Source organism: Streptomyces sp. CB02058, from assembly GCF_001905505.1.
Lineage (GTDB): Bacteria > Actinomycetota > Actinomycetes > Streptomycetales > Streptomycetaceae > Streptomyces.
The window spans coordinates 1,096,889-1,123,429 of sequence record NZ_LIPG01000003.1 but is presented as its reverse complement, the minus strand read 5'-3'; the positions used below and the strand labels follow the sequence as shown (position 1 = coordinate 1,123,429).

Annotated in this window: 21 protein-coding genes and 1 tRNA gene; 8 read left to right on the top strand and 14 right to left on the bottom strand. The window is 70.6% G+C overall.

Features of this window, described 5'->3' with window-relative positions; genetic code table 11:
• Nucleotides 1-166: 166 nt before the first annotated feature.
• Nucleotides 167-883, bottom strand: coding sequence for a haloacid dehalogenase type II (locus tag AMK10_RS18405; RefSeq protein WP_073748883.1), 717 nt, complete (start codon nt 881-883; stop codon nt 167-169).
• A 173-nt stretch (nt 884-1,056) separates the two neighbouring features.
• Here AMK10_RS18405 and AMK10_RS18400 point away from each other — a divergent pair, with 173 nt between their 5' ends.
• Nucleotides 1,057-1,857 (top strand): N-formylglutamate amidohydrolase, encoded by an 801-nt coding sequence (locus AMK10_RS18400; protein ID WP_073748882.1) that lies wholly within the window; start codon nt 1,057-1,059, stop codon nt 1,855-1,857.
• 16 nt (nt 1,858-1,873) lie between these two features.
• On the opposite strand, the gene AMK10_RS18395 is transcribed toward AMK10_RS18400, so the two are convergent.
• The 6 genes from AMK10_RS18395 to AMK10_RS18370 form a co-directional block, all read right to left on the bottom strand.
• Nucleotides 1,874-2,305 (bottom strand): VOC family protein, encoded by a 432-nt coding sequence (locus AMK10_RS18395; protein ID WP_073748881.1) that lies wholly within the window; start codon nt 2,303-2,305, stop codon nt 1,874-1,876.
• 340 nt (nt 2,306-2,645) lie between these two features.
• Nucleotides 2,646-3,035: a D-ribose pyranase gene (rbsD, locus tag AMK10_RS18390; protein ID WP_073748880.1), complete on the bottom strand. Its 390-nt coding sequence runs from the start codon at nt 3,033-3,035 to the stop codon at nt 2,646-2,648.
• Nucleotides 3,032-3,961: a ribokinase gene (locus AMK10_RS18385; RefSeq protein ID WP_073748879.1), complete on the bottom strand. Its 930-nt coding sequence runs from the start codon at nt 3,959-3,961 to the stop codon at nt 3,032-3,034. The genes rbsD and AMK10_RS18385 overlap by 4 nt, the downstream gene beginning before the upstream one ends.
• Nucleotides 3,962-3,981: 20 nt before the next feature.
• The gene (locus AMK10_RS18380; protein WP_073748878.1) at nt 3,982-5,946 is read right to left on the bottom strand and encodes an ABC transporter permease/substrate-binding protein; all 1,965 of its coding nucleotides are present in this window, start codon (nt 5,944-5,946) and stop codon (nt 3,982-3,984) included.
• The gene (locus tag AMK10_RS18375) at nt 5,936-7,495 is read right to left on the bottom strand and encodes a sugar ABC transporter ATP-binding protein (RefSeq protein ID WP_073748877.1); all 1,560 of its coding nucleotides are present in this window, start codon (nt 7,493-7,495) and stop codon (nt 5,936-5,938) included. Before AMK10_RS18375 ends, AMK10_RS18380 begins: the two co-directional genes overlap by 11 nt.
• Nucleotides 7,492-8,508, bottom strand: a complete 1,017-nt coding sequence (locus tag AMK10_RS18370) for a LacI family DNA-binding transcriptional regulator (protein ID WP_073748876.1) — start codon at nt 8,506-8,508, stop codon at nt 7,492-7,494. The genes AMK10_RS18375 and AMK10_RS18370 overlap by 4 nt, the downstream gene beginning before the upstream one ends.
• A gap of 355 nt (nt 8,509-8,863) precedes the next feature.
• On the opposite strand from AMK10_RS18370, the gene AMK10_RS18365 reads away from it, so the two are divergent.
• A complete protein-coding gene (locus tag AMK10_RS18365; RefSeq protein ID WP_073748875.1) occupies nt 8,864-9,223 on the top strand; it encodes an effector-associated constant component EACC1 in 360 nt (119 codons plus the stop codon).
• Nucleotides 9,224-10,516 (top strand): caspase family protein, encoded by a 1,293-nt coding sequence (locus AMK10_RS18360; RefSeq protein WP_073748874.1) that lies wholly within the window; start codon nt 9,224-9,226, stop codon nt 10,514-10,516. It begins immediately after the preceding gene.
• A 190-nt stretch (nt 10,517-10,706) separates the two neighbouring features.
• Here the strand turns inward: AMK10_RS18360 and AMK10_RS18355 are convergent.
• Nucleotides 10,707-10,794: transfer RNA gene (locus AMK10_RS18355), tRNA-Leu, on the bottom strand.
• Nucleotides 10,795-11,036: 242 nt separating this feature from the next.
• Here AMK10_RS18355 and AMK10_RS18350 point away from each other — a divergent pair.
• Nucleotides 11,037-12,347 carry a DUF2254 domain-containing protein gene (locus tag AMK10_RS18350; protein WP_073748873.1) on the top strand — a complete coding sequence of 437 codons (1,311 nt, stop codon included), beginning with the start codon at nt 11,037-11,039 and terminating at the stop codon, nt 12,345-12,347.
• A gap of 10 nt (nt 12,348-12,357) precedes the next feature.
• Here the strand turns inward: AMK10_RS18350 and AMK10_RS18345 are convergent, their stop codons facing one another.
• The 3 genes from AMK10_RS18345 to sucC all read right to left on the bottom strand — a co-directional run bounded on the left by AMK10_RS18345 (nt 12,358) and on the right by sucC (nt 16,030).
• A complete protein-coding gene (locus AMK10_RS18345; protein WP_073748872.1) occupies nt 12,358-13,929 on the bottom strand; it encodes an aldehyde dehydrogenase family protein in 1,572 nt (523 codons plus the stop codon).
• Between the two features lie 80 nt (nt 13,930-14,009).
• Nucleotides 14,010-14,891, bottom strand: a complete 882-nt coding sequence (gene sucD, locus AMK10_RS18340) for a succinate--CoA ligase subunit alpha (protein WP_073748871.1) — start codon at nt 14,889-14,891, stop codon at nt 14,010-14,012.
• 2 nt (nt 14,892-14,893) lie between these two features.
• The gene (gene sucC / locus AMK10_RS18335; protein WP_073748870.1) at nt 14,894-16,030 is read right to left on the bottom strand and encodes an ADP-forming succinate--CoA ligase subunit beta; all 1,137 of its coding nucleotides are present in this window, start codon (nt 16,028-16,030) and stop codon (nt 14,894-14,896) included.
• A 166-nt stretch (nt 16,031-16,196) separates the two neighbouring features.
• On the opposite strand from sucC, the gene AMK10_RS18330 reads away from it, so the two are divergent.
• From AMK10_RS18330 to AMK10_RS18315, 4 genes are all read left to right on the top strand, one after another.
• Complete coding sequence (locus AMK10_RS18330) at nt 16,197-17,888, top strand: thiamine pyrophosphate-binding protein (RefSeq protein ID WP_073748869.1); 1,692 nt, start codon at nt 16,197-16,199, stop codon at nt 17,886-17,888.
• A gap of 16 nt (nt 17,889-17,904) precedes the next feature.
• The gene (frc, locus tag AMK10_RS18325; RefSeq protein WP_073748868.1) at nt 17,905-19,143 is read left to right on the top strand and encodes a formyl-CoA transferase; all 1,239 of its coding nucleotides are present in this window, start codon (nt 17,905-17,907) and stop codon (nt 19,141-19,143) included.
• 2 nt (nt 19,144-19,145) lie between these two features.
• A complete protein-coding gene (locus tag AMK10_RS18320) occupies nt 19,146-21,302 on the top strand; it encodes an acetate--CoA ligase family protein (RefSeq protein WP_073748867.1) in 2,157 nt (718 codons plus the stop codon).
• Between the two features lie 123 nt (nt 21,303-21,425).
• The gene (locus AMK10_RS18315; protein WP_073748866.1) at nt 21,426-22,817 is read left to right on the top strand and encodes an OFA family MFS transporter; all 1,392 of its coding nucleotides are present in this window, start codon (nt 21,426-21,428) and stop codon (nt 22,815-22,817) included.
• Between the two features lie 71 nt (nt 22,818-22,888).
• On the opposite strand, the gene AMK10_RS18310 is transcribed toward AMK10_RS18315, so the two are convergent.
• Genes AMK10_RS18310 through eboE form a run of 3 tightly spaced genes read right to left on the bottom strand, consistent with a single transcriptional unit; the run spans nt 22,889 to nt 26,540 of the window.
• Nucleotides 22,889-23,935 carry a sugar phosphate isomerase/epimerase family protein gene (locus AMK10_RS18310; RefSeq protein ID WP_073748865.1) on the bottom strand — a complete coding sequence of 349 codons (1,047 nt, stop codon included), beginning with the start codon at nt 23,933-23,935 and terminating at the stop codon, nt 22,889-22,891.
• Between the two features lie 41 nt (nt 23,936-23,976).
• Nucleotides 23,977-25,368, bottom strand: a complete 1,392-nt coding sequence (locus tag AMK10_RS18305; protein WP_073748864.1) for a nucleotide pyrophosphatase/phosphodiesterase family protein — start codon at nt 25,366-25,368, stop codon at nt 23,977-23,979.
• Nucleotides 25,365-26,540 carry a metabolite traffic protein EboE gene (gene eboE, locus AMK10_RS18300; protein WP_073748863.1) on the bottom strand — a complete coding sequence of 392 codons (1,176 nt, stop codon included), beginning with the start codon at nt 26,538-26,540 and terminating at the stop codon, nt 25,365-25,367. The genes AMK10_RS18305 and eboE overlap by 4 nt, the downstream gene beginning before the upstream one ends.
• Nucleotide 26,541 lies beyond the last annotated feature (1 nt).

Here is a 26,541-nt window from a genome sequence, read left to right as displayed (position 1 = left end):
TCCAGGCGTCGGCGGGCGCAGCGGCCCCACCGGTCCGCGCACACCTCGACGAGCGGTGACGCCCGCCCCGAAGCGGCTTCCACGCACCGGAGTTCGACGCGGTGCGAAAGGAAGCCGCTCGGGGCGGGCGTCCGTCATCGCGTCAGGGACCGGTGCACGCGGCGATTCACCTCCAAAGGCCCGGGCAGGGCCGGCCGGACTCCTCCAGTTGGGCTGCCAGATCGGCCAGGCCGTCGGCGTACAGGTCGAAGCTGTCCGAGGGCGCGGGCGGATCACCGACGGGCCGGGCGACATAGGCGGTGCGCAGGCCGAGACGTTGCGCTCCCCGCAGGTCCCAGGCGTGGGCGGCGACCATCAGCAGCCGCTCGGGGGGCCGTCCGGAGACCGTGACGGCCAACCGGTAGACCGCGGGATGCGGCTTGTAGGTCCGGGCGTCCTCGGCGGACAGGGCCTGGTGCCAGCGCAGTCCCGCATGGGCGTTGAGACCCAGCAGTGCCGTACGGCTCGCGTTGGAGAGGCCGATCAGTGGGAAGCGCTCGGCGATCCGGGCGAGCCCTTCTTCCGTGTCGTGCCACGGCGGGAGCCGGCGGCCCGAGAGGGCCAGGGATGCCACGGCGGCCGGGTCGTCCACTCCGGCGGCACCGGCCACGACGGTGGCGGCTTCCCGGTCGAGTTCGTCGCTGGGGAGGTAGGTCCGGCCCCCGTCGAGGATGCGGCCCTGCTCGCGTTCGATGTGCTCCTGCCACAGCGACAGAAGCTCCTCGACCCTCGACTCGGGCAGCCCCGGTACGAGTTCACGGATTCCGGCGCGGAGGCCGGCGGGTTCGTCGACGAGCGTGCCGAGCACGTCGAGAACGACGGCATCGATCTCCAGGTCCGACATGGGCGGAGCCTCCTGGGTGAAGAGAGGGGTGCGGAGCCGGGACGCGTGCCAGCGTAGACTTTCCGCATGGCCGCCCCGATGAGCACGGACTCCGTCCGGGGCCCGGACTCCGTCGGACTCGCGCAATCCACCGGACACACGAAGGCCGCGGAACTCACGGAGGCAGAGCGCCGTTGAGCACCACCCCTCTCCCCTTCCGGCTCGTGCCCGGTGCCGTCGGATCGCCGGTTCTGCTGCACGTCCCCCACTCCTCCCGGGTCGTCCCGAAGGAGGTGCGCGGCGGAATCGTGCTCGACGACGCGGCGCTGGAGACGGAGCTCGACCACATCACCGACGCCCACACCGCCGAGCTGGCCGCCAGGGCCTGCGCGGCCGGCGCCACGGCACCCTGGCGCTTCGTCAACGGCCTGTCGCGACTGGTCGTGGACCCGGAGCGGTTCCCCGACGACCGGGAGGAGATGCTGGCCGTCGGCATGGGCGCGGTCTACACGCGGACCACTCACCGCGAGCAGCTCCGGGCCTCCGGGCTGGACCCCGGCCCGCTGCTCGACCGCTATTTCCACCCGTACGCGCGAGCGATGACGGCGGCTGTCGACGAGCGGCTGGCGGCCACGGGGCGCGCGGTCGTCATCGACGTCCACTCGTACCCGACCACGGCGCTCCCGTACGAACTGCACGGCGCCGGGCCGCGCCCGCCGGTCTGCCTGGGCACCGACGGCTTCCACACCCCGCCCGGGCTCCTGGCCCGGGCGGAGGCGGCGTTCGCCGGATTCGGCGGCACGGGGCTGGACAGCCCGTTCCCCGGTACGTACGTCCCGCTGAAGCACTACGGGAAGGACCGGAGGGTCAGCGCGCTGATGATCGAGATCCGGCGCGACCTCTACATGTCCGAGCCCGGCGGCCCTTCGGGCCCGGGGCTAGACGCCCTGGCCTCGGCGCTGGCCGAGCTGGTCGACGGCCTCACCGACCTGTGACCGGGGCCCGGGCCGGCTACCTGGACCGGGCGTAGGGCCTGGTCATGATCTCCATGTTGTGGCCGTCCGGGTCCTTGAAGTAGGTGCCCCGGCCCCCGAAGAGCCTGTTGATCTGCCCGGGTTCGTCGTGCTGGGGGTCGGCGTAGTGCGTGACCCCGAGCGCGCCCAGCCGGGTGATCATGCCGTCGAACTGCGCGTCCGGGACGAGGAAGGCGTAGTGCTGCGACTGCACCGGTTCACCGCGCAGCTCGTAGTAGTCCAGAGTCACGCCGTTCCCGAGGTCGACGGGCAGGAAGGGCCCGAAGGGGCGGCCGACCTCCAGGCCGAGGACGGCGGCGATGAACTCCGCCGACAGCGCCCGGTCACTGGCGTACACGGCGAGGTGGTTCAACTGAACCACGTCGACGCCCTCTTGGGCGAGTGGGTCCTGCGGTGGTGTGTGAGGCATGAGGATACGTCTCCGTGTCGTGAATTCCGCTGGGACGGGGCGCCTCGTCGCGGGCGCCGGCCGGAACTGCACGACGGTGCGGGCGGGGCTCGTGCCCGCCACGCGCTCATGCCACAGCCGGGCGCCCTACTCGTACATGGCCCATGGCCGACCCGGCAGTCACGGGAAGGAGCGTAACAGTGCGTAGCGCGGGGCGCCGCACCGAAAGGAGGCGTTCGACGTGCTGGACGAGGTCACCGACCCGGGGCGGACGCCGGCCACGCCATGGGCAGCCCACCGGATGCCCGGCGTCGGCCGGGTACGGGCGGACGGACTAGGACCGCCCATACCTGACGGACCCTCAGAAGAACACTCCACACCTCAGCAGCACGTTCGCGTGGGGCCGCGCCTCCCCTGTCCGCACCACCAGACGGGCCGAGGCGGTGAGTACTTTGAGCTGCTCGTGGGGCACATGCGTCAGTTCCGGGAGGCGGGAGGCCAGGAGGTCGGCGGCCTCAGGATTGGTCCGCCGCACCTCCTCGGCCGCTGTCGCCCCCTCCACGACCAGCTCGTCCAGCAGCCCGTCCAGGACCTCGGCGAAGGACGGGACTCCCGCACGGAAGGCCAGGTCGACGACGCGGGGGCCCGAGGGGACGGGCATGCCGGCGTCGCAGATCAGGACGCCGTCGCCGTGCCCCAACTCGGCCAGCGCTCCCGCGAGATGACGATTGAGAATGCCTGACTTCTTCACAGTGCCGCGACCTCTTCCGCGGTAGGGAAGGACGCCTGCGCGCCCTCCTTGGTGACGGCCGCCGCGCCGACGCGCACGGCGAAGGCCGCGGCGTCGGCGAGCTCCTCGCCGAGGCCGAGCCGCCAGGCGAGGGCAGCGGTGAACGCGTCACCCGCACCGGTCGTGTCCACGGCGTCGACCCGGGGGCTCGGTACGCGCACGGGCTCGCCCGCACGGGTGTCGGAGACCAGCGCGCCGTCCGCGCCCAGCGTGATCACCACCGAGCGGGGTCCGAGCGCGGTGAGCCCCCGGGCCCACTCCTCCGGAGTGGATCCCGCGCCCTCCCCCAGGATGAAGCGCGCCTCGTGCTCGTTGACGACGAGCGGGTCGCAGGCGGCCAGCACTTCGTCGGGGAGCGGCGCGGGCGGGGACGGGTTCAGGACCAGACGCGCGTCCCGGCTCAGGGAGCGGGCCGTCTCGGCGACGGTGTCCAGCGGGATCTCCAGCTGGACGGAGACGACGCGGGCCGCCGCGAACAGAGGGCCCGCCGCCTTGATGTCCCCGGGGGACAGCCGGGCGTTGGCACCCGGGGAGACGACGATGCTGTTGTCCCCCGAGGGGTCGACGGTGATGAGCGCGACGCCTGTGGGCGCCCCGCCGACGAGGACTCCGCCGGTGTCGACGCCGGCCTCCTGCTGCGAGGCGCGCAGCAGCCGGCCGTGGGCGTCGTCGCCGACCCGTGCCAGCAGCGCCGTTCGGGCGCCGAGGCGGGCGGCGGCGACGGCCTGGTTGGCGCCCTTGCCGCCGGGGTGGACGACGAGGTCGGTGCCGAGCACCGTCTCCCCGGGCCCGGGGCGCCGGTCGACGCCGACGACCAGGTCGGCGTTGGCCGAGCCGACGACCAGGAGGTCGTAGCGGGAGGGCGCGGAGTCCTCATTCGCGTACATCTGGATCGTGCCTTCCGTGATCAGGAGAAGTCGGCGACGTTCTGCCGGGTGACGACCTTGACCGGCACCTTCACCATGCTGTCGACCTTCTTGCCCTCGGCGGCCCGGACCGCGTTCCGTACCGCGATCTTCCCCAGTTCCTTGGGCTGCTGGGCCACGGACGCGTACAGGGTGCCCGCCCCGACCGACGTCAGACCGTCCGGGGTTCCGTCGAAGCCGACGACCGCGACGGACTTTCCGGCCTTGCTGCCCAGGGCCTTCACCGCGCCGAGGGCCATCTCGTCGTTCTCGGCGAAGACGCCGGTGATCCCGGGGTGCGACTGGAGCACGTTGGTCATCACGTCCAGGCCCTTGGTGCGGTCGAAGTCGGCCGGCTGGGTGGCGACGATCCTGATGCCCGGGTAGGCCTTGATGCCTTCCGCGAAGCCCGCGCCGCGCTCACGGCTGGCGGAGGTGCCGGCCGTGCCCTGGAGGACGACGATGCTGCCCTTGCCTCCGAGCCGGTCGGCGAGCGTCTTCGCGGCGAGCTTGCCGCCCGCCACGTTGTCGGAGGCGACGAGCGTCGCGGTCTCGGCCTTGTTGACGCCCCGGTCGGCGGCGACCACCGGGATGTCGGCCTTGTTGGCGCCTCGCACACCGGGGCCGACCGCGTCGGAGTCCACCGGATTGACGATGACGGAGTCCACCCCGGAACTGGTGAAGTTCTCCAGCTGGTTGGCCTGCTGCGAGGCGTCGTTCTGTGCGTCGGTGACGGTCAGGTCGACTCCGGCCGCCTCGGCCTCGGCCTGCGCGCCCTCCTTCATCTGCACGAAGAAGGGGTTGTTGAGGGTGGAGAGCGACATGCCCACCTTGGTGGTGGTGCCGGTGGAACCGGACTTGAAGAAGGTCACCGCCGCGATCACGGCCGCCACGCAGACCACCGCGATGCCGACCTGCATCGCTCCCTTGCGGCCCTTGCCCGGTCCGCCGGGTGCGGCGGACGAACCGCCCGCGGTCGCGGCACCGGAACCGGCCTTGCGGCGGAGCGTGTCGAGCAGCACCGCGAGGGCGATGACGACCCCGATGACGACCTGCTGCCAGAAGGCGGACACGGACAGGAGGTTGAGGCCGTTGCGCAGGACCGCGAGGATCAGTGCGCCGATCAGGGTGCCGGACGCCTTGCCGACGCCGCCGGCGAGGCTCGCGCCGCCGATGACGACCGCGGCGATCGCGTCGAGTTCGTACCCCTGTGCGGCCTGCGGCTGCGCGGAGACCAGACGGGAGGCGAGGACGATGCCCGCGACGGCGGCGAAGAGGCCGGACAGGGCGTAGATGGCCAGCTTCTGCTTCTTGACCCGCAGGCCGGAGAGCCTGGCCGCCTCCTCGTTGCCGCCGATGGCGTACATGGAGCGGCCGATGTAGGTGCGGGCCAGGATGAGTGCAGCTATCAGGCCCATCGCGATCATCACGAGGACCGGGACGGGCAGCCAGCCGCCGAGCGTGTCACCGAGCACGGAGACGGACTCGGGGAACGGGATCGGCCGGCCCTGGGAGATGACCAGGGACAGACCGCGGGCGACCGAGAGCATGGCCAGCGTCGCGATGAACGAGGGCAGCTTGCCGTACGCGACGAGGGCGCCGCTGACGAACCCGCAGGCGATGCCGGTGGCGACGGCCAGGATGACCGCGAGCCAGACCGGGACGCCCGCGGAGGTCGCCGACCATGCGAGGACGGTCGCGGAGAGGGCGGCGACCGAGCCGACGGAGAGGTCGATGCCGGCGGAGACGATGACGAAGGTGACACCGAACGCGAGGATCGCGGTCACGGCGGCCTGGACACCGACGTTCAGCAGGTTCTGGGTGGTGAGGAAGTCGCCGGAGAGCAGCGACATCGCCACCAGGAGGACGACCAGGGCGCTCAGGGCGCCGTTGTCGAGCAGGAGGCGGCGGAGGGTGTGTCCGGCGCTGCCCGCGCCCGCCTTGCTCGGATGCGTGTCAGTGGCCACGGGGGCTCTCCTCGTCGTTCTCGGTGTGCTTGTCGCCCTCGGTGGACGGGGCTGTTACGGGGGCGGCGCTGACGGCGAGTGCCATCACTGCGTCCTGGGTGGCTTCCTGGGCGTGGAGCTCACCCGCGATCCGCCCCTGGGCCATGACCAGGACCCGGTCGCTCATCCCGAGGACCTCGGGCAGATCGCTGGAGATCATCAGGACGGCGTGCCCGGAGGCCGTCAGCTCGTTGATGAGCTGGTAGATCTCGACCTTGGCGCCGACGTCGATCCCGCGCGTCGGCTCGTCGAGGATCAGGACCCGGGTGTCGGCCAACAGCCACTTGCCGATGACGACCTTCTGCTGGTTGCCGCCGGACAGGGTGCGGACGTGCTGGCCGAGGCCCGACATCCGGACGCCCAGCTGCTCGGCGATGCGGGCGGCCGCGGTGCGCTGGCCCTTGACGTCGACGAGTCCCGAGCGGGTCGCCGAACGGAGGGTGACCAGGCCCAGGTTCTCCTGCACGGAGGCGTCGAGCACCAGCCCCTGGCCCTTGCGGTCCTCGGGGACGAGACCGATCCCGGCGCCCATGGCGGCGGTCACGTCGTGCTTGCCGAGGCGCTCGCCGCGGACGTCGACGGTACCGGAGTCGTAGGGGTCGGCGCCGAAGACGGCGCGGGCGACCTCGGTGCGCCCCGCCCCGACGAGTCCGGCGAGGCCGACGACCTCACCGGCCTTCACGTCGAAGCTGATGTCGTGGAACACACCGTCGCGGGTGAGCCCGCGCACGGAGAGCAACGGCTGTCCGGTTTCCGGGCGTTCGCGCGGGTACTGCTGGTCGATGCTGCGTCCCACCATGAGCTGGACGAGCTCGGCCTCGGGGGTCGAGGCGGGCACCTGGTCGATGCTGCGGCCGTCGCGCAGGACGGTGACGCGGTCACCGAGGGCGGCGATCTCGTCGAGATGGTGGGTGATGAAGACGACGCCGACGCCGTCGGCGCGCAGCTGCCGGACGATCCCGAACAGCTTGTCGACCTCCTCGGAGGTGAGCACCGCGGTCGGCTCGTCCATGATCAGGACGCGGGCGTCCAGGCTGAGCGCCTTGGCGATCTCGACCATCTGCAGGCGGGCGATGCCCAGTTCACGGATCTTCGCCCGGGGCGAGACGTGCAGGCCGACGCGGCGCAGCAGCACCTCGGCCTCGGCTTCCATGCGCCTGCGGTCGATCATGCCGAAGCGGCGGGGCTGCCGGCCGAGGAAGATGTTCTCGGCGACCGTCAGATCGGGTACGAGGTTGAACTCCTGGTAGATCGTGGCGATCCCGAGCTTCTCGGCGTCCTGCGCGCCGTGGATGCGCACCTCCTGGCCGCCGGCGAAGATCCGGCCGCTGTCCGGCCGGTAGGCGCCGGAGAGCATCTTGATGAGGGTGCTCTTCCCCGCTCCGTTCTCACCGAGCAGGACGTGCACTTCACCGCTGCGCAGGTCGAAGTCGACGCTGTCCAGGGCTACCACGCCGGGGAAGGTCTTGCGTACGCCTTCGATGCGCAGCAACTCGACTGATTCGCTCACTCGTTGCTCCCGGGGCCGGAGGTCCGCTCGCCGCAGGAGCTGCGTACGACGAGGCGTGCGGGCAGGGTGACGGACTGCGGGGGCCGGCCCTCGACGATGTCGACCAGGGCGCGCACGGCGGCGCGGCCGAGCTCGCCCGTCGGCTGGGCGATCGCGGTGATCGGCGGGCCGGTGTGGACGAACCACGGGATGTCGTCGAAGGCCGCGATGCCGATGTCCTCGGGGACGCGCAGCCCGCGTGCGCGGATGGCGTCCAGGGCGCCGAGCGCCATGAGGTTGTCGGCGGCGAACACGATCTCGGGCGGTTCGGGGAGCGACAGGAAGCTCTCGGTGGCGCGTCGGCCGCTGTCGGCCTGGAAGTCGCCCTGGCCGATGTAGGCGTCGGGCAGCGCGAGCCCGTGGGTGCGCATCGCTTCGCGGAACGCCTCGACACGCTCGTCGCCCGTGGTGGTGGCCGCCGGTCCCGCGATGATGGCGAGCCTGCGGTGTCCGAGCGCGTACAGGTGGGCGACGAGGTCCTGGATCGCACGGTGGCCGTCCGCGCGGACGACAGGGACGTCCACCCCGGGCATCCAGCGGTCCACGAAGACCATCGGGGTGCCGGTGCGGGCGACGTCGAGCAGCAGCGGGGACTCACCGTCGGCGGGCGAGACCAGGAGTCCGTCGATCCTGCGGTCCAGGAGCGTGCGGACGTGGTCGTCCTGCTGCTCGGTCCGCTCGTCGGCGTTGCCGATGATCACGCTGTAGCCGAGCGCGCGGGCCTCCTCCTCCACGGAGCGGGCCAGCGCGGTGAAGTACGGATTGAGCACGTCGCTGATGACCAGGCCGAGCGTGCGCGTCTGGTCGGTGCGCAGCGAGCGGGCCACGGCGTTGGGCCGGTAGCCGAGGGCTTCGACGGCGGCGAGGACGCGGGCGCGTGCGTCGGGACTGACGGACGGATGGCTGTTGAGAACGCGGGAGACCGTGGCGACAGAGACTCCTGCATGCGCCGCGACATCCTTGATGCTCGCCATTTCCGGGCCACCTCCTTGTGGTTTCCGGGGGTCTCGAAACCAGCGGAACGAGCCGTGGAATCGATTACACGGATGATTGGAATCGATTACATGGCTGAAAACAAGTGCCTGGGCATCGGACGAGACCGGATCGTGATGTGGAGGCCCGCCGCAGGGCGGGCGGCGCGGGCCGATCCTTGCCGGCGGCATCGGGCGCGCCGGGTCCCGTCGCGGGCAGGTGCCCCGACCGGCGCGGACCCCCCGATCGGTGGCCCGTTCACGTATCACGCAGAGTGATTTACCGACCGGCGGAATGGGTAGCTGTCCGGTGCTTGCGGCCGAGAACTGGGGGTTGGGCATGAAATTGTGCATTTCGATGACCGACGAGCGTGACGCGGACGAACTCGCCTCGCTGTACAGCTGGTTGAGCGACGATCCGGAGCTGGCGCAGCTGGTCGAGTTCAGCATCGGCCAGGAGGAGCCCGAGCCCGGAGCGATGGGCATGGACCTGGACCAGATCGTCGCGCTCGTGTCAGCCGTGACGGGGACGGTCGGCGCGGCGGCGGGGGTGTATTCGGGGATCGTTCAGTGGCGCTCGACCCGCCCGCGAGGAACCGCTCAGGTCACCGTGACCTCGGACTCGGGAGCGCCGCCGGTCGTCCTGGACGACGACGAGCAGCGCTCCCCCGAAGAGCTGGGCGCGGACACCGCCGGCGGAAGCGGACCGGTGCGATAGATGGCGGACGATCTGAGACTCGCCGACCCCGCGGCGTCGTACGCGGTCCTCGCGGGCGTACCGCACTACGAGCACCTCGACGACCTGCCCGCCGTGGCGAACAACGTGGCCGCGCTGGCAGCCACCCTGTCGGACCGCGGCGTGTGGGGGCTCACTCCCGACCGGATCGAGATCGTCGAACCGGAGAAGGTCGGCAGCCGCTTCACCTGGGCGGTCAAGGAAGCCGCCGAGAAGGCCACCGACACCCTCCTCGTCTACTACGCGGGGCACGGCACTCCCGAGCACGGGACGAGGGAGCTGTATCTCGGACTGCCGGGCCAGGTGCAGGGATACGTGGAAACGGCCCTCCGCTACAAATGGGTGGCCGACAAGCTGAACAGCACGAGGAACACGGTGCGTCACATCGTCGTGATCATCGACAGTTGTTACAGCGGTCTGGGAACCATCGGTTACATGTCGGCCGGTGAGACCCTCGCCCAGGTCGTGGACGGTGAGTTCAGGGACATCAAGGGCCATGCGGTGCTCACCTCCTCCGCCGCCAACAAACTGTCGAAGGCGCCCGTCGGCGCCCCTTACACGGCGTTCACGGGAGAGTTGCTCAGCGTCCTGGAATCAGGGATCGCGGACGGCCCCGCGCTCCTGAACGTGGAGACCCTGCACCGGGAGATCGTGCGGCGCCTTCCCGACCAGCTCCCGGATCTGGGCGCACGCGGGTCCACCAATGTGGTCTGCTTCGCCAGGAACACCGCCTACATACCGCCGCCGGCCGAAACCCCGTCCCGTCCGGCGGAAGGGCGGACGCCGGCCCCGCAGGCTCCGGCGACCGTGCCTGCCCTGCCCCCGCGCATGCCGGTGCTCGTCCGGGCGGAGCTCGAGCAGATGCCACGGGTCAAGGGCTTCCACCTGGTGCGACCCGGCTACGCCGAGTCACGGCCGGTGACCAAGGCCAGGCAGATGCACCTTCTGTCCGGCAGGGAGGAGCTGATCGGCGTCTGGCAGTGGAAGCGGTCGGTGTTCGACTCGAAGAGCCTGGTGTTCACCAACCAGGGAATCCGGGTGTCGGACGGTGGCGTCTCGTTCCAGCTCTCGTACGCCGACTTCCATCGGTGCACCTTCGAGTACCGGCAGTTCGCCGTGCCCGGCGTCGAGTTCGACACCATCGACAAGACGTACCTGTCCGTGTGGGGGCCCGATGTCCACTGGTCGAGCCCTCCGATCACCAACGGGTACGACATCCGGCACCTGGCCGCGGCTCTGAACGCCATCCGCAAAACAGCCACGGGAGAACAGTGATCAGCGGCCGGAGTCCCGACCCGCCGGCGGCCTGACCACCTCGGCCGCGGGGCACGCCCGGCCGGCCGATGCCGTCGAGCCCGCCTATGGAAGTGCACCGGCAGAGGGACGGCTGACGTCCGTGTCAACGACGAAGCCGGTCAAAGCGACGCGATGTCGCTTTGACCGGCTCCGTAAGGTCGATCGACCATGGTGTCCGAGGGGGGACTTGAACCCCCACGCCCGATAAAGGGCACTAGCACCTCAAGCTAGCGCGTCTGCCATTCCGCCACCCGGACAAGGTGTCTGTCGTTCCGGGGTGTTCCCCGTGGCGACAAAGAAAACAATACCAGGGGTTTGGGGTGCCTCTCACCTGCGTTTTCGGTGGTCAGTGCGGTGCGGGTGGGCGCGACGCCGGATCGCGTACGTTCCGTGGCGTGCCGTGTGCGTGGAGTGGTTCCGGGCTACCTTCGCGGGCATGAGTGGGAAGAGTGGGCGTGCGGGTCGGCCGCCCCGCACGCCGTCCTCGGGGTCCTCGCCGATGCCGCCGGTGCCTTACGTGTCGCCGGCCTGGCTGTCCGGGGTCCGGGAGCGGCTGCGAGACACCTTCTGGTTCGCGCCGACGGTGGGGCTCGTGTGCGCCTTCGTCCTCTGGTGGGGGATCTCCGAGCTGGACACCAGGATCGTCACGTATCTGCGGGAGGAGGGCGCGTACCGCGAGATCGAGGATCTTCTCGCCTTCGCCGGGGACGCGCGGACGATCGTCACCACGGTCAGCGCCGCGATGATGACCTTCATCGGTGTCGTGTTCAGCATCTCGCTGGTGGCCGTGCAGATGGCGAGCGGGCAGCTCACCCCGCGCGTGGTCCGGATCTTCGTGCGGAGCAGGATCAGCAAGCTCACCCTCACGGTGTTCCTGGCGACCTTCGCGTTCTCGCTGCTCGTACTGACCTCGTACGAGGGAGGCAGCGCCCCGGACCCCCGGCGGGTGACGTCGGTGCCGCTGCTCCAGAGCCTGCTGACCCTGGGGATGGTCTGCCTGAGCCTGCTGCTGTTCGTCGCCTATGTCTCGTCCACCCTGCGGCTGATGCAGGTCGGACCCGTGCTCGACCACATCGCCCGCGAGTCGCTCCGTGCGCTGGAGCGGCAGCCGGGAGGCCCCGCGGAGGTGCCGACGCGGGGCCCGGAGACCGCGCGGGTCCTGTACGGGGAGCGGGCGGGGGTGCTGCGGGGCGTGGGGGTGCCGCGGCTGGTGCGGGCCGCGGAGCGGCACGGGGTCGTGCTGCGTCTGGTGCCTCGCATCGGGGATTTCGTGGTGCCGGGCACCTCGGTGCTGGCGGTGTACGGCGGCGCCGCCCCGCCCTCGCGCGCCCTCGGCCGGCCGCTGCTGGTCGGGGTCGAGCGGGCGTCGCACCACGATCCGGCTTTCGGGCTGCGGCAGCTGTCGGACATCGCGCTGCGTGCCCTGTCACCCTCGGTGAACGATCCGACCACGGCGGTGCAGTGCCTGGACCGGATCGTGCAGTTCCTCTCGGTCGCCGTACATCTGCCGCTGGGTCCTCTGCACCACCGGGACCGGCGGGGCGAGGTGCGGCTGGTCCAGGAGGTGCCCGGGTGGACGGACCTCGTGGATCTCGCGTTCGAGGAGATCCGGTGGTGCGCGACCGCGAGCCCGCAGGTCACCCGGCGGCTGCTGGCGGGGCTCGACGATCTGTTGGTGCTGGCCGCCGGGGAACGCAGGAGACCGCTGCTCAGGCACCGTGCGCTCCTGGTCGAGGCGGTGGAGCGCACGGTGCCCGAGGCGGCCGGACGGGCGTTCGCCCTGCGCCCGGACCGTCAGGGGATCGTCTGACGGGGTGCGGCTACGGCATGAGGTGGTGGTCCGGGAAGTTGCCCGGCAGCCTCTCCTCCCCCGGGCCGTCGGTCACGGCCCGTACGAGCAGTTCGCCGCCCACGAACGCGCCGCGCCAGGACGCCCCGAAGCCGCCGAAGAGCTCCTCACGGTCGCCCCGCGAACGGGGCTTGCCGTGTCCGGTCTTGAAGGCCCGGATCTGCGGCGCGAGCCGCTCGTACGTCGCGGGGTCGTCGGTGGACAGGGTCGCGACCAGCGCCCCGTTGGACGCGTTCATGGCGGCGAGGAGTTCGGCCTCCGTGTCGACCAGGACGATCGTGTCGACCGGGCCGAAGGGTTCCGCGTGGTGGAGCGGTGAGGAGGGCGGCGGGTTCAGGAGGGTGACCGGGTGGAGGTAGGCGCTGGTGTCCTGGCCGGGGAGGAAGCGCGCGTCGGCCGCCGAGCCCTGGTGGAGCGGGACCGCTCCCCGGTCGATCGCCTCGGTGACCTGGTCGTGCAGCTCCTTGGCCTTGGTGGCGTTGATCAGCGGACCGAAGTCCAGGACGGGGAGCGGGTCGGAGGGGTGCTCCACCGCGAGGGGGTGCCCGGTGCGCAGGGAGCGTACGGCGGGGAGGTAGGCCGCCAGGAAGTCCGCGAAGAGGGTGCGCTGGACGACGAACCGGGGGTAGGCGGTGCAGCGTTGCTTGCCGTAGTCGAAGAGCTTCGGGACGACCGCGGTGAAGGACTCCCAGTCCGTGTGGTTCCAGATGCCCCAGGTGTTCAGGCCCTCCTGCTCCAGGATGTGCCGCTTCCCGAGGTCGGCGACGGCCGTGGCGATGCGGGCGCCGGTGTCCCGGCCGCCGACGAACGAGACGCAGCCGATCTCCGGCGACCGGACCAGGGGCTCGGAGAGTTCGCTGCCGCTGCCGCTGAGAAGGGTCAGCGGGATGCCCTCGCGGGCGGCGAGCGCGCAGGCCAGGGTGAGGCAGGCGACACCGCCGTCGGTGGGCGTCTTGGCGATCACGGCGTTGCCGGCCAGGGCTTGTACGAGCATCGCGTGCACCAGCACGGACATGGGGTAGTTCCAGCTGGCGATGTTGGAGACGGGGCCCGCGAGGGGGGTGCGGCCGGCCAGGAGCCGGTCGCTGTGGTCGATGTACCAGCGGACGCCGTCGATCGCCCGGTCCACGTCCGCCCGGGCGAGGCGCCAGGGCTTGCCGATCTCCCAGACCAGGAGCAGGGCGAGGAGTTCGCGGTGCTCGGTGAGGGCGTCGAGCGTGGCCGACACGCGGGCGCGGCGCTCGGGCAGCGGGATGTGGCGCCAGGCGCGGTGCGCGTCGAGGGACGCGCGTACGGCTTGCCGGGCGGCCGGGGCGTCGAGCCGGGGCGGGCCCGTGATGGGGGTGCCGTCCACGGGGCTGGTGGCGGGGAGGGTCCGGCCGTCGGGGTGCCAGGCGGCGGCCCAGAGGTTGTGGACGCGTGTGTCCTGGAAAGCCTCGGGGGCGGCGGCCAGGCAGCGGTTCCAGGCGTCCTGCCAGGCGGTTCCTGGCTTGAGGACGAGGGCGGCGGGGGTGGGAGGTGCGGGGGTGGGTGCCTTGGTCATGGCGTCTCCGCTCTGAGGGTGCGGGGTGACTGGGGCGGGTGTGCGGGGCTGGGGTGCGGGTGCGGCACCGGGCCCGGTTCTCAGCCGCGTAGCCTCTCCTCCGCCAGGCGGGCCGTTTCCGTCGGGGTGGCGCCCACGGCCACTCCCGCTGCTTCCAATGCCTTCTGCTTCGCCGCCGCCGTGCCGGAGGAACCCGACACGATGGCTCCCGCGTGGCCCATCGTCTTGCCCTCGGGGGCCGTGAAGCCCGCGATGTAGCCGACCACCGGCTTGGTGATGTGCTGGGCGATGTGTGCCGCGGCGCGCTCCTCCGCGTCGCCGCCGATCTCGCCTATCAGGACGATCAGTTCGGTGTCCGGGTCGTTCTCGAAGGCCGTCAGGCAGTCGATGTGTGTCGTGCCGATGACCGGGTCGCCGCCGATTCCCACGGCCGTCGAGAAGCCGGTGTCCCGGAGCTCGTGCATCAGCTGGTAGGTGAGGGTGCCCGACTTCGAGACCAGGCCGATGCGGCCGGGCTTCGTCGCGATGTCGGCGGGGATGATGCCCGCGTTGGACTGGCCGGGGCTGATCACTCCGGGGCAGTTGGGTCCGAGGATGCGGGTGCCGCGGGCCTTGGCGTGGGCGTGGAAGGAGACCGCGTCGTGGACGGGGATGCCTTCGGTGATGACCACGGCCAGGCCGATCCCCGCGTCCGCCGCCTCGACGACGGCCGCCTTGGCGAACGGCGGCGGGACGAAGACGACCGTGACGTCCGCGCCGGTCGCCTCCATGCCGTCGCGTACGGAGCCGAAGACCGGGACCGCCCGGTCGTCGAGGTCCACCGTGCGGCCCGCCTTGCGGGGGTTGACGCCGCCGACGATCCGGGTGCCCGCCGCGAGCATCCGCCGGGTGTGCTTCATGCCCTCGGCCCCGGTCATGCCCTGGACGAGTACCTTGCTCTCCTTGCTGAGGAGGATTGCCATGATCAGTGACCTCCCAGGGCCAGTCGGGCTGCTCGGTCCGCGGCGCCGTCCATCGTGGTGACCTGCCGGACCATCGGGTGCGCACGCTCGTCGAGGATCGACCGGCCGCGTGCGGCACTGTTGCCGTCGAGGCGTACGACCAGGGGTTTGGTCAGGTGGACGGAGTCCAGCGCCTGGACGATGCCGTCGGCCACCGCGTCGCAGGCGGTGATCCCTCCGAAGACGTTGACGAAGACCGACCTCACCGAGGGGTCGGAGAGGATGACCGTGAGGCCGTCGGCCATCACCGTGGCCGAGGCGCCGCCCCCGATGTCGAGGAAGTTGGCGGGCCGGGCTCCGCAGCCGGCGACCACGTCGAGGGTGGACATGACGAGGCCCGCGCCGTTGCCGATGATGCCGACCTCGCCGTCGAGCTTGACGTAGTTGAGCCCCTTGGCGGTGGCCGCCGCCTCCAGCGGGTCACCGTGCGGATCGGTCGCGTCCGTGCCCCAACGGGACTGCCGGAACGCCGCGTTGTCGTCCAGGGTCACCTTGCCGTCGAGAGCGAGGATACGGTCGTCCTCGGTGCGGACGAGCGGGTTGACCTCGACGAGCAGGGCGTCCTCCTGGGTGAGGACCTGCCACAGCGCCTGGAGTACCGGGACGGTCCCGGGCGGGAGCGAGGCCGCCTCGGCGATCTCCGCCGCCTTGGCCGCCGTGACGCCTTCGGCGGGGTCGACGGGGATGCGGGCCACCGCCTCCGGGCGGGTGGCGGCGACCTCCTCGATGTCCATGCCGCCCTCCGCGGAGGCGATGGCGAGGAAGGTTCCGGCGGCCCGGTCCAGGACGTAACTGACGTAGAACTCGTCCTGGATGTCGACGGGTTGGGCGAGCATCACCGTGCGGACCCGATGGCCTTTGATGTCCGTCCCGAGGATCTGGCGTGCGGTGACGACCGCGGCATCTGGGTCCGCCGCGAGCTTCACCCCACCCGCCTTGCCCCGGCCACCCACCTTGACCTGCGCTTTGACGACGACACGGCCGCCGAGCCGTTCGGCCGCCGCATGGGCCGCGGACGGGTGGTCGACGACCTCGGCGTCCGGTACCGCGATGCCGTGGTCCGCGAAGAGTTGCCTTGCCTGGTGCTCGTACAGATCCATAGCCACTCCCGATCGTGCCGATTGTGAAAGTGCCGCACGCCCCCTGGACACCACCCACCGGATGCGGGATAACAAGCTTCATACAGTATTCGTCGACTGTATGCAATGTACCGCGAGAGCGGCGGAGCGGCTCCCGCACTCCCCTACGAAGGGACAGGACATCGCCATGCCCGAGGACAGCCAGGACAGCCAGAACCTCATCTCCGGTGGGCACTTGGTCGCCAAGGCACTCAAGGCGGAGGGGGTGGAACGCATCTACACCCTCTGTGGCGGCCACATCATCGACATCTACGACGGCTGCGTCGACGAGGGCATCGAAGTCGTCGACGTACGTCACGAACAGGTCGCCGCCCACGCCGCCGACGGTTACGCCCGGATCACCGGGAAGCCGGGGTGCGCGGTCGTCACCGCGGGGCCGGGGACGACCGACGCCGTCACGGGTGTCGCCAACGCCTACCGGGCCGAGTCACCGATGCTCCTGATAGGCGGTCAGGGAGCGCACACCCAGCACAAGATGGGCTCGCTCCAGGACCTCCCGCACGTCGACATGATGACGCCCATCACCAAGTTCGCGGCGACGGTGCCGGACACCGCGCGGGCTGCGGACATGGTGTCGATGGCGTTCCGGGAGTGCTACCACGGGGCACCCGGGCCGTCGTTCCTGGAGATCCCGCGCGATGTGCTCGACGCGAAGGTGCCGGCGGCCAGGGCGCGGGTCCCCGAGGCCGGCCAGTACCGCGCGTCCACCCGTGCGGCCGGTGATCCGGCCGACATCGAGAAGCTCGCGGATCTGCTGGTCCACGCCGAGAAGCCCGCGATACTGCTGGGCAGCCAGGTCTGGACGACGCGGGCCACGGACGCGGCCACCGAGCTCGTGCGGACCCTCAACATCCCCGCGTACATGAACGGCGCGGGCCGCGGCACGCTCCCGCCGGGCGATCCGCACCACTTCCAGCTCTCGCGGCGCTACGCGTTCTCCAACGCCGATCTGATCGTGATCGTCGGCACCCCCTTCGACTTCCGGATGGGGTACGGGAAGCGGCTCTCGCCGGACGCCACCGTCGTCCAGATCGACCTCGACTACCGCACCGTCGGCAAGAACCGCGACATCGACCTCGGGATCGTGGGTGACGCGTCGATCGTGCTGAAGGCGGTCACCGAGGCCGCGAGCGGACGCCTCAACGGCGGATCGGCCCTGCGCAAGGCCTGGCTGGACGAGCTGCGGGCCGCCGAGCAGACCGCGATCGAGAAGCGGCTGCCCCAGCTGAAGTCGGACGCCTCGCCCATCCACCCGTACCGGCTGGTGAGCGAGATCAACGACTTCCTGACCGAGGACTCCGTCTACATCGGGGACGGCGGCGACATCGTCACCTTCTCCGGCCAGGTGGTCCAGCCCCGCACCCCCGGCCACTGGATGGACCCGGGCCCGCTCGGCACGCTCGGCGTCGGGGTGCCGTTCGTACTGGCCGCCAAGCAGGCCAGGCCGGACAAGGAGGTCGTGGCCCTCTTCGGTGACGGCGCGTTCTCCCTCACCGGGTGGGACTTCGAGACCCTGGTCCGCTACAACCTCCCCTTCGTCGGGATCGTCGGCAACAACTCCTCGATGAACCAGATCCGTTACGGCCAGAAGGCGAAGTACGGGGACGAGCGGGAGCGGGTCGGCAACACCCTCGGCGACGTCCACTACGACAAGTTCGCCCAGATGCTGGGCGGATACGGCGAGGAGGTCCGCGACCCGGCGGACATCGCGCCCGCCCTGCGACGGGCCCGTGAGTCGGGGCTGCCCTCGCTCATCAACGTCTGGGTCGACCCGGACGCGTACGCCCCCGGAACGATGAACCAGACCATGTACAAGTAGCAGAGGAGCCGTTGGCATGACCAAAGCTCTTGAGGGCGTGCGCGTCCTCGACATGACACATGTGCAGTCCGGCCCCTCCGCCACCCAGCTGCTCGGCTGGCTCGGCGCGGACGTGGTCAAGCTGGAGGCGCCGAGCGGGGACATCACCCGCAAGCAGTTGCGCGATCTGCCCGACGTCGACTCCCTCTACTTCACGATGCTCAACTGCAACAAGCGGAGCATCACCCTCAACACCAAGAGCGAGCGCGGCAAGGAGATCCTCACCGAACTCATCCGCCGCAGCGACGTCATGGTGGAGAACTTCGGCCCCGGCGCCGTGGACCGCATGGGGTTCACCTGGGAGCGGATCCAGGAGATCAACCCGCGTATCGTCTACGCCTCCATCAAGGGCTTCGGCGAGGGCCCGTACACCAACTTCAAGGCGTACGAGGTCGTCGCGCAGGCCATGGGCGGCTCGATGGCCACCACCGGGTTCGCGGACGGGCCCCCGCTGGCCACCGGTGCGCAGATCGGCGACTCCGGCACCGGGATCCACGCGGTGGCCGGCATCCTCGCCGCCCTGTTCCAGCGCGAGAACACCGGACGGGGCCAGCGGGTCAACGTGGCGATGCAGCACGCCGTGCTCAACCTCTGCCGGGTCAAGCTGCGCGACCAGCAGCGGCTGGAGCACGGCCCGCTCGCCGAGTATCCGAACGCGCAGGACACGGCCGGCGCCGACGAGGTGCCGCGCAGCGGCAACGCCAGCGGCGGCGGCCAGCCGGGGTGGGCGGTGAAGTGCGCGCCGGGCGGACCCAACGACTACGTGTACGTCATCGTGCAGCCGGTCGGCTGGAAGCCCCTGTCCACGCTGATCGGCCGGCCCGAGCTGGCCGACGACCCCGAGTGGGCGACGCCGGAGTCCCGGCTGCCGAAGCTCGGCAAGATGTTCCAGCTGATCGAGGAGTGGTCGTCGGCGCTCCCCAAGTGGGACGTCCTGGAACAGCTCAACGCCCACAACATCCCGTGCGGCCCGATCCTCTCCACCAAGGAGATCGTCGAGGACGAGTCGCTCGTCGCCAACGAGATGGTGGTCCGTGTCGAGCACCCCGAGCGCGGCGCCTTCACGACGGTCGGCAGCCCGCTGAAGCTGTCCGACTCCCCCGTCGACATCGTCACCTCCCCGCTCCTGGGTGAGCACAACGCGGAGGTGTACGTCGGCGAACTGGGCCTGGGCGACGAGGAACTGCGGCTGCTGAAGACGAACGGAGTCATCTGAGCATGGCCGGAACAGTCGAATCACAGGAGCGGGAACGCGTCAGGGAACTGCTGGACCGCGTCCGGGGCGAGGGGCGCAGCGCGCTCACCGCCCCGGAGGGGAAGGTCGTCGCCGACGCGTACGGGATCACGGTGCCGGGGGAAGGCCTGGCCCGGGACGTCGACGAGGCGGTGGCGCTGGCCGACCGGCTCGGCGGGTCCGTGGTGCTCAAGATCGTCTCCCCCGACATCCTGCACAAGACGGATGCGGGCGGCGTGGTGGTCGGGGTGTCGGGTGCGCAGGAGGTGCGCGCGGCCTTCTGCTCCATCGTGAAGAACGCGAAGGCCTACGCGCCGGACGCCAGGATCGAGGGTGTGCAGGTCCAGCAGCTCGTGCCGCCCGGCCAGGAGGTCATCGTCGGGGCGGTCACCGATCCGACGTTCGGGAAGGTGGTGGCGTTCGGTCTCGGCGGGGTGCTGGTCGAGGTGCTGAAGGACATCACCTTCCGGCTGGCCCCGGTGAGCGCGGAAGAGGCACAGTCGATGCTCGACTCGATCGGCGCCGCGGAGATCCTGAAGGGCGTGCGCGGCGCGCCCGCCGTGGACCGGTGGGCCCTGGCGGAGCAGATCCGGCGGGTCTCCCGGCTGGTCACCGACTTCCCGGAGATCGCGGAGGTCGACCTCAATCCGGTGATCGCGTCCCCGGACGGGGCGATCGCCGCCGACATCCGGATCCTGCTGTCGACCGAGGAGGTGAAGGAGCGCCGCCGCTACAGCCGTGAGGAGATCCTCGGATCGATGCGCCGGCTGATGGAGCCGCGGTCCGTCGCCGTCATCGGTGCCTCCAACGAGCAGGGCAAGATCGGCAATTCGGTGATGCGGAACCTCATCGACGGCGGGTTCGCGGGCGAGATCCACCCGGTGAACCCCAAGGCCGATGACATTCTCGGCCGCAAGGCGTACAAGAGTGTCACCGACGTTCCCGGTGAGGTGGATGTGGCGGTCTTCGCGATCCCCGCCAAGTTCGTGGCATCGGCGCTGAAGGAGGTGGGCCGCAAGGGGATCCCCAACGCCGTGCTCATCCCGTCCGGCTTCGCCGAGACGGGTGAACAGGCCCTCCAGGACGAGATCGTGGCGGTGGGCGAGGAGTACGGCGTACGTCTGCTCGGTCCGAACATCTACGGTTACTACTCGACGTGGCAGGACCTCTGCGCCACGTTCTGCACCCCGTACGACGTCAAGGGGCCGGTGGCGCTCACCTCGCAGTCCGGGGGCATCGGGATGGCGATCCTCGGCTTCGCGCGGTCGACGAAGACGGGTGTCTCGGCGATCGTCGGGCTCGGCAACAAGTCGGACATCGACGAGGACGATCTGCTGACCTGGTTCGGCGAGGACCCCCGCACCGCGTGCATCGCGATGCATCTGGAGGACCTCAAGGACGGCCGCGCGTTCGTGGAGGCGGCGCGGGCGACCGTGCCGAAGAAGCCCGTCGTGGTCCTCAAGGCCGGGCGGACGAGCGCGGGCGCACGGGCGGCGGGTTCCCACACGGGGGCGCTGGCCGGTGACGACGCGGTGTACGACGACATCCTCCGTCAGGCGGGGGTCATCCGGGCACCCGGTCTGAACGACATGCTGGAGTACGCGCGGGCGCTGCCCGTCCTGCCCGCGCCGAAGGGCGACAACGTCGTGATCATCACGGGGGCGGGCGGTTCGGGGGTGCTCCTGTCGGACGCGATCGTCGACAACGGGCTCTCGCTGATGGAGATCCCGCCGGACCTGGACACGGCGTTCAAGGCGTTCATCCCGCCGTTCGGCGCCGCCGGGAACCCGATCGACATCACGGGCGGGGAGCCGCCGTCGACCTACGAGGCGACGATCCGGCTGGGCATGGAGGATCCGCGCATCCACGCCCTGGTGCTGGGCTACTGGCACACGATCGTCACTCCCCCGATGGTCTTCGCCGAGCTGACGGCCCGGGTGGTGGAGGAGTTCCGGGCGCGCGGGATCGAGAAGCCGGTGGTGGCGTCGCTGGCCGGCGACACCGAGGTCGAGGAGGCGTGCGCGTACCTGTTCGAGCGGGGCGTCGTCGCCTACCCGTACACCACGGAGCGGCCCGTCGCGGTGCTCGGCGCGAAGTACCGGTGGGCCAGGGCGGCAGGACTGTTGGGCGGTGACCGATGACCTGATGACGACGGCTCGAACCACGGGGTCTGCGGCCCACCGCTCGGCCGCGGACCCCGGCGCGAAGTGAGAACGGGCAGGGGGCGCTGGCCAGACTTCTTCCACGCAAGGGGTTCGATCTACATGACGACAACAGGCATCTCGACGTCCGTCCCCTACAGGGAGGTGACGGACGCCAACGGCCGGACCTACCGGGTTGGCGAGAGCGACATCGACATCATGGGCCGCAAGCGCAAGTGGATGGTCATCCTGCCGTGGGTCGGCATGATGGGCATCAGCTCCGCCGAGTACGCGTTCGCGTCGGCGGAGGACACGCTGCACCACGCGCACAACTGGAACAGCGGTCACATCTACTGGATGATGACCGTCTGGGTGTTCTTCCAGGCGGCGGTCGCGATGCCCGCGGGCAGGCTGCGGGAGACCGGCAGGCTGCCGGCCCGCTGGGCGATGATGCTCGGCGCGACGGGCACGCTCCTCGGCTACCTGTCACTGGCGTACGCGCCGCACGTGATCTTCGCGTACATCGGCTTCAGTGTGTTCTCCGGGATGGGCGCGGGCATGGTGTACGCCACCTGCGTCAACATGGTCGGCAAGTGGTATCCGGAGCGCCGGGGCGGCAAGACCGGCTTCGTCAACGGCGGTTTCGCCTACGGTTCGGTGCCGTTCGTCTTCCTCTTCACCGGCTACATGGACATCACCAACTTCAGGTGGGTCCTGGTGTCGGTGGGTCTGTTCCTGGCCACGATGGTGGCGTGCGCCGGATTCTTCTTCAAGGACCCGCCGAAGAACTGGTGGCCCCGGGAGATCGACCCGCTCAACCCGCCCGAGGACCCGCGGGCCCGCCGCTCGCTGGAGAAGAACCCGCCGGCCATCAAGCAGTACTCCCCCGGTGAGGCGTGGCGGACCGGCCGGGTCGCCCTGATGTGGGTCTGTCTGGCCTGTACCTCGGGTGTCAACATCTTCGGTATCGCCTTCCAGGTCGACATCGGCCAGGACGCGGGCTTCGCAGCCGGGATCGTGGCCACCGCCATGTCGCTCAAGGCCATCGTCAACGGCACCGGGCGTGGCGTCATCGGCTGGCTCTCCGACCTCTACGGCCGCAAGAAGTGCCTGATCTACGTCTGCGTCATCCTGGGGCTCGCCCAGTTCGGCATCATCTGGTCGGCCGACATGCAGAGCCTTCCGCTGTTCCTGCTCTTCTCCGCGATCTCCGGCTTCGGCGGCGGTGCCATCTTCCCGATGTTCGCCGCGATGACCGCGGACTACTTCGGTGAGAACAACAACGCCACCAACTACGGCATGGTCTACAGCTCCAAGCTCGTGTCCGGTCTCGGTGCCGGGATGGGCTTCCTGGTCGTCGACGCCTGGGGGCTCAACGGCGCCTTCATCCTGGCGGGCAGCATCTCGTTCTTCGCGGGATTCCTCTCCCTGTTCCTCGCGGCACCCGGCCGCGACCGCAGGGGCAATCTGCTGGCCAAACCGAGTCCGGGTCCGGTGGTCCGGGAGACCGACTGACCGCACATCCGCAGCACACGCGTGGGGCCCGGTTCCTGGAACCGGGCCCCACGCGTTCGTGCCGACGTGCGTCAGTCCCCGCAGCGGCCTTCGCGGAGCGAGTGCAGGTGCTCGCTGGACTTGCGGGCGAAGGCGAAGGACTCGACCGGGTTGTCGTGCTCGGTCTGCCAGTGGTGGTAGGTCCGGCCGTGGCGGGTGCGGGTGGTGACCCTGCTCAGGAAGTTCTTGTAGTCGATGTCCCCGTCGCCGACGTCCGTCATGTTGTAGCCGTCGCGTGCGGAGTCGTCACGCGTGCCGTCCTTGACGTGGAAGAGGGGGTAGCGCTCGGGCTGCTTCAGTACGTAGTCGATGGGGTTGAAGGGCGCCGGGGTGCCGTCCACGCGCTTGCCGAAGCGGAACTGGGCGCAGAACGCCCAGTAGATGTCCATCTCCAGGTAGACCAGATCGGGGTCGGTCTCGGCGAGGAGGACGTCGTAGAGGCGCACGCCGGGCTTGTCGGTGGCGAAGGAGAACTCCTCCGCGTGGTTGTGCTGGTAGAACTTCATGCCGCGCTTGCGGGCGGCGGCGCCGTAGGTGTTGAAGTCGTCGGCGGCGCGCTTCCAGCCGTCCACGGTGGAGCCGTAGCGGAAGGGCCCGGACGCGGTGCCGATGTGCTTCAGGCCGAGGGCCTCGGCCTCGTCGAGGACCTTGGTGAGGTTCTGGGCGAAGGTGTAGGCGCCGGGGTTGTTGTCGTCGTAGTAGCCGACGTGGCTGCCGATGGGGTTCAGTCCGTGGTCCCGGGCCAGCCTCTTGAGCTGGGCGAGGGTGATCGCGCCGGCGGAGCCCTGGGTGTATCCGGCGAACTCGATCTCGTCGTAGCCGTACTTCTCGAGTTCGGCGAAGACGGGCGCGAAGCCGAGGGTGGAGACCTTGTCACGGAGGCTGTAGAGCTGGATGCCGAGACGCCCCGGAGGCAGGACGGGGCGCCCCTTGCCCTTGCCGGGAGCGGCCTGGGGGCCGGTCGCCTGGGCGGTGGCACCGCCGAGGAGGGTGGCGGCCGTGGCTCCGGCGGCGACGCCCAGGACGTTGCGGCGGCTGAGCCTGCGCGCGAGCTCGGGGTCCTTGGGGGTACGGCTCATGTTCACGAATCTCCCTGTGGGGTGCGGGCGGAAACGGATTGTCAGTGCAGTCCGGCAAGCTGGAGCAGCAAGGACTTCACTTCGGTGGCCCGGACGCGGCCGCCGAAGGCGTGGGGGGTGGAGCAGAGGATGAGCGGACCTTCGTCGTCGCTCGTGGGAAGGCGGCCGTGGCTGCCGCGAACAGGTGAGGGGTCCAGGGGGACGACCGCCATGCGGTAGCGCATCCCGAGCTTCTTGCGGGCGACCGCCGACGCGGCCCTGACCCGGACGTAGGGGTCCTGGGGGTCCATGAAGAGCTCCACCGGGTCGTAGCCCGGTTTGCGGTGGATCTCGACGAGCTGCGCGAAGTCGGGCGCGCGGGCGTCGTCGAGCCAGTAGTAGTACGTGAACCAGGCGTCCTTCTCCGCGACGGCCACGAGCTCGCCGGAGCGGGGGTGGTCCAGGTGGTGTGCCTTCTTGCCCTCGTCGTCGAGGAGTTCCGCGATGCCGGGGAGATCCGCGAGGGCCTCGCTGGCCGCTTCGAGGTCCTCGGGCCTGCGTACGTAGACATGGGCGAGCTGGTGGTCGGCCACGGCGAAGGCCCGGGAGGCCATCGGGTCGAGGTACTCCATGCCGTCCTGGGTGTGGACCTCCAGCAGCCCGGCGCGGCGCAGGGCGCGGTTGATGTCGACGGGCCGGTCGACACGGGTGATGCCGTACTCGGAGAGGGCCACGACGGTGCGGCCCTGGGCCCGGGCGTCGTCGAGCAGGGGGGCCACGGCCCGGTCGAGGTCGGAGGCCGCCCGGTGGGAGCGGGGGTCGTCGGGGCCGTAGCGCTGGAGGTCGTAGTCGAGGTGCGGGAGGTAGCAGAGGGCCAGGTCGGGGGTGCGGGTGGCGAGGATGTGGCGGGTGGCGTCGATGATCCACTGCGAGGAGACGAGGTCGGCGCCCGGGCCCCAGAAGTGGAAGAGGGGGAAGGTGCCGAGCTTCTCGGTGAGCTCGTCGTGGAGCGCGGGGGGCCGGGTGTAGCAGTCGGGTTCCTTACGGCCGTCCGCGTAGTACACGGGCCGGGGGGTGACGGTCCAGTCCGTGTCGGCACCCATCGCGTACCACCAGCAGATGTTGGCGACGGTGTAGCCGGGGTGGGCGCGCCGGGCCGCGTCCCAGAGCTTGTCCCCCTCGACGAGCCCGTTGTGCTGGCGCCACAGGAGGACGTCGCCGAGCTCGCGGAAGTACCAGCCGTTGGCGACGATGCCGTGTTCGGCGGGGGTGGTGCCGGTGAGGAAGGTGGACTGGGCGGCGCAGGTGACGGCGGGCAGGACGGTGGAGAGGGGGGCCTTCGATCCGGCCATGGCCCGGAGGTTCGGCATGTGCTCCAGCAGCTGCGGGGTGAGGCCGACGACATCGAGGACGAGGAGGGGGGTGGGGCGGGTGCCGGATTCCGGTGCGGTCACGGGAGCTCCTTCAGTCCGAGGTCGACGAGGAGGTCGCGGGCGAGGGTGAGTTCGGCGGCGATGCCGTCGGCGAGCTGGGTGCGGGTGCGCGGCCGCAGTTCGGCGGGGAGCGCCTGCCAGGTGTACGTCTCGACCTCCAAGTGCCGGGTGAGGGGCGCGGCCCCTCCGACGAGCCGGGTCAGTACGGACTGGAGCACGGGGAGCGTGGAGGTGAGCGGGGGCGCGGGTGGTGCGTGGAGGGGGACGTGGAAGTGGGAGCGCCAGGGGGTGCTGTCGGGGAGTACACCGCCGGTGACGGCCTCGTCGAGGTCGTCGGTGCCGCGCAGGCCGGAGGCGGTGAGGGTGCGTGTCTGGTGGAGGAAGCGGGGTTCGGCGAAGGCGCCCAGTGCGGCGCGCACCTCGGGCAGGTGCGGGTGTTCGGCGTGCAGTGCCGCGGAGAGCTGTGCCTTGGCGACGGGCACTCCGGCGGTCCCGAGTGCGTCGAGTGCGGTGTCGGGGTCCTCGAAGGAGGTGGCGAGGTGGCAGGTGTCGACGCAGATGCCGATGCGGTCGTGGCCGACGTCGGTGAGCGGGCCGATGGCGTCGGCGGTGGTCTCCACGGTGCAGCCGGGTTCGGGTTCGAGGCCGATCCTGATGGATTTGCCGGTCAGCTCGGCGAGGGCGTCGAGCCGTTGCGCGAGTGCGGTGAGCGCCTTCCGCGCCGTCACGGCGGCCGTGGGGTCGCCGGCGTAGGGGGTGCGCCAGGCGATGGGCAGGGTGGAGATGGTGCCGTCGGTGACATCGTCGGGGAGCAGGGCGGCGAGCAGCCTGGCCAGGTCGGTGGTGTGGGCGAGCCGCTCGGGGTCGGTCCAGTCCGGCGTGTAGACGCGGTACTTGACCTCCTGGGCGCCGAACCCCTCGTAGGGGAAGCCGTTGAGGGTGACCACTTCGAGGCCGCGGTGGTCGAGCTCGGCGCGCAGCGACCGCAGGGCCGCGGGGTCGTTGATCAGGGCGCGTGCGGCGTCCTTGGCCAGCCAGAGGCCGATGCCGAGCCGGTCCCGGCCGAGCCGTCGGCGCACGGGCTCGCAGTGGTCGCGCAGCTGGGCGCGGACCCCTTCGAGGGTCTCGGCGGGGTGCACGTTGGTGCAGTACGAGAGGTGGACGGTGGAGCCGTCCGGGTGGCGGAAGCGCATG

Excerpts from the sequence above, each read along its gene's own strand:
- AMK10_RS18405 (WP_073748883.1), bottom strand. The coding sequence starts at position 883 with ATGTCGGACCTGGAGATCGATGCCGTCGTTCTCGACGTGCTCGGCACG.
- AMK10_RS18395 (WP_073748881.1), bottom strand. The coding sequence starts at position 2,305 with ATGCCTCACACACCACCGCAGGACCCACTCGCCCAAGAGGGCGTCGAC.
- AMK10_RS18385 (WP_073748879.1), bottom strand. The coding sequence starts at position 3,961 with ATGTACGCGAATGAGGACTCCGCGCCCTCCCGCTACGACCTCCTGGTC.
- AMK10_RS18370 (WP_073748876.1), bottom strand. The coding sequence starts at position 8,508 with ATGGCGAGCATCAAGGATGTCGCGGCGCATGCAGGAGTCTCTGTCGCC.
- AMK10_RS18365 (WP_073748875.1), top strand. The coding sequence starts at position 8,864 with ATGACCGACGAGCGTGACGCGGACGAACTCGCCTCGCTGTACAGCTGG.
- AMK10_RS18360 (WP_073748874.1), top strand. The coding sequence starts at position 9,224 with ATGGCGGACGATCTGAGACTCGCCGACCCCGCGGCGTCGTACGCGGTC.
- AMK10_RS18350 (WP_073748873.1), top strand. The coding sequence starts at position 11,037 with ATGCCGCCGGTGCCTTACGTGTCGCCGGCCTGGCTGTCCGGGGTCCGG.
- AMK10_RS18345 (WP_073748872.1), bottom strand. The coding sequence starts at position 13,929 with ATGACCAAGGCACCCACCCCCGCACCTCCCACCCCCGCCGCCCTCGTC.
- sucD (WP_073748871.1), bottom strand. The coding sequence starts at position 14,891 with ATGGCAATCCTCCTCAGCAAGGAGAGCAAGGTACTCGTCCAGGGCATG.
- sucC (WP_073748870.1), bottom strand. The coding sequence starts at position 16,030 with ATGGATCTGTACGAGCACCAGGCAAGGCAACTCTTCGCGGACCACGGC.
- AMK10_RS18330 (WP_073748869.1), top strand. The coding sequence starts at position 16,197 with ATGCCCGAGGACAGCCAGGACAGCCAGAACCTCATCTCCGGTGGGCAC.
- frc (WP_073748868.1), top strand. The coding sequence starts at position 17,905 with ATGACCAAAGCTCTTGAGGGCGTGCGCGTCCTCGACATGACACATGTG.
- AMK10_RS18320 (WP_073748867.1), top strand. The coding sequence starts at position 19,146 with ATGGCCGGAACAGTCGAATCACAGGAGCGGGAACGCGTCAGGGAACTG.
- AMK10_RS18315 (WP_073748866.1), top strand. The coding sequence starts at position 21,426 with ATGACGACAACAGGCATCTCGACGTCCGTCCCCTACAGGGAGGTGACG.
- AMK10_RS18310 (WP_073748865.1), bottom strand. The coding sequence starts at position 23,935 with ATGAGCCGTACCCCCAAGGACCCCGAGCTCGCGCGCAGGCTCAGCCGC.
- eboE (WP_073748863.1), bottom strand. The coding sequence starts at position 26,540 with ATGCGCTTCCGCCACCCGGACGGCTCCACCGTCCACCTCTCGTACTGC.